Origin of the sequence: Vibrio sp. SG41-7, from assembly GCF_014164465.1 — a bacterium.
GTDB lineage: Bacteria > Pseudomonadota > Gammaproteobacteria > Enterobacterales > Vibrionaceae > Vibrio > Vibrio splendidus.
The window spans coordinates 1-1,974 of record NZ_JACJFF010000259.1 but is presented as its reverse complement, the minus strand read 5'-3'; the positions used below and the strand labels follow the sequence as shown (position 1 = coordinate 1,974).

3 protein-coding genes are annotated in these 1,974 nt (G+C 38.6%); all 3 read right to left on the bottom strand.

From position 1 onward, the window contains the following. Positions 1 to 5: 5 nt before the first annotated feature. The 3 genes from H5300_RS26435 to H5300_RS26425 all read right to left on the bottom strand — a co-directional run bounded on the left by H5300_RS26435 (position 6) and on the right by H5300_RS26425 (position 1,680). Positions 6 to 806 carry a restriction endonuclease gene (locus tag H5300_RS26435; protein WP_061024366.1) on the bottom strand — a complete coding sequence of 267 codons (801 nt, stop codon included), beginning with the start codon at positions 804 to 806 and terminating at the stop codon, positions 6 to 8. Between the two features lie 151 nt (positions 807 to 957). Then, positions 958 to 1,320 carry a hypothetical protein gene (locus H5300_RS26430; protein WP_061024364.1) on the bottom strand — a complete coding sequence of 121 codons (363 nt, stop codon included), beginning with the start codon at positions 1,318 to 1,320 and terminating at the stop codon, positions 958 to 960. A gap of 12 nt (positions 1,321 to 1,332) precedes the next feature. Next, entirely contained in the window at positions 1,333 to 1,680 is a 348-nt protein-coding gene (locus H5300_RS26425; protein ID WP_061024362.1) for a hypothetical protein, read from the bottom strand. Positions 1,681 to 1,974 lie beyond the last annotated feature (294 nt).

Genomic DNA, 1,974 nt, shown 5'->3' with positions numbered 1-1,974 from the left:
CCCTGTTAGCTGTCATCTTCGGCATTATACATGCCTTTGGCCATCATTTTTGACGGAGTTTCATCACTACTCAAAGACAAGATACAGTCTGGGTTATAATCTCCATTTTTATGCATTTCCCACTCCGATGCTAACAGCTTTGCCTCGAAGTGATTGAAATTGAGGTTCAACCAGTTTTGCAGTTGCTGAAAGTTGTCAGCAAACAATTCTCCTTGGTGTTCTTTATGTCCTGTACCAAGAAATATTGGATAGTTTTTATCTGATGCATCCATCAACGCTTTACGTGCTACACCTAGTAACATTTGACCTGTAAATCTAAGCTCATGGTCCATTAAATGATGACGAAGGCCGTATTTAATTCGAATTTTTTTGGAATGAGACCAATATCTATTTTCTAGCAAATCCAAACGTGTTTCGTAAGTTTTGAGTATTTCAGACTCAACAAAGCCTTTAGTTTCTTCTTTAAGTTGGTCGAAAGTCAGCAACTTTATATTTGTATTATTTGCAGCTTCCATAGCACCACTTTGAAACCCGCTACTAGAAACTATAAATGCTTTATCTACACCTAAGTCTTCAGCAATGCTTCGTAGTGCAAGTACATGTCCCTTGTTTACATTGCGCTTCCAATGTTTAGCTTCGATTATCCATTGTAAATCAATGCCTAAGAATTTAGTTTTTACATACACGTCTACATCATGTTCGGTTCTTACACCTTTCAAACAAACGTTGGTTTCCGATTCAGCACCGATAGACCTAAAGTGCTGGCATATCTGTTCTTGAAATAAATACCATTCTTCTTGTCGCATTAATTACCTTTATCTCCAAGCTTGACTCTAACGGCTAACGCCAAATTAAGTAGTGAGTAACACTACCACCCACCTAAACCATTGTGCCGTAAATACTTAAGCTAATTCAAAGCAAAAATGCCAAGTGTTACAAATCTGATTAAATTTATTGTTATGTTTTAGCTGTCAAAGACTTCAGTTCTTCAATAGCCCTTTTGTATCGCTCTTCGTCAAAATCACTGGTCACCATTGCTGCTTCTGTGCTTGCTTCTACAAGCTCTAGTGTAGCTAAAGCGAGCTCTTTCACCGCAACTTCACTGTCCTTGATTTCTTGTAGAATCAGCTCACCTCGAGTAATTGAGAATGACTTTAACTGATTCAAATTTGGCAGGAGAATGCTAAAAATAGCCGCGAGAGTAATGAGAACCATAAATGACGCTTCAGATAAGTTGACATTGTTTTTTAACCACATTGATCCCCAAACTGAAACTAGAAAAACTACAACCACTATAATCGGCTTAACTAATTTTCCCACAAGGCCTCCTTGTTATGTTTTTAATTGATAGTTGAGAGCTAAAACCTCAAACTGTCCAATCTCATTGAAATTAAACTTAAAGTGTTTGTAGCCTTCGGATTCGGATACTTCATCTTGATCAATATGCAACTTCAACCAATTAGACTGTTCAATTTCATAGCAACTATCGCAGCGTTCTCCGTTTAAAGAAGACTCAGCCATTTGCCACTTCATTGCAATTGGGTCTGCAAAGAAGATTTCTACCTTTTCCTCTCGCCAATCACGAAACTTTAAGATCACATCACCATCAACCTGAAAGATTTCAGGGTATTCAGCATCAGCAGTAGAAAAACCAGTATCAATTAATTTTGCAATTTCCAAATCTGACTCCAGAAAAACATAACGCCTTGTTAGGCTGCTATACTTGGAGTGCTTATCACCCAACGCTGAGAGTGCTCCATAATAATTTCATTTAGTTGGAGAGACAGCTCTTTAGGCATATCTCTTGGAATAATAATGGGATTATCTGCTGTTAAGTTAGGCATGAACAGTATGCGCCCCATGAACCCACGGGGCGATGTTGTTAATGTTTGAAGCTCCAAGGTAGGAGCGCATCGATATCAGGCTCAGCTTTCGCTAGCTCTTTCATGCACTTGACCATGTAGTCGTAGAGGA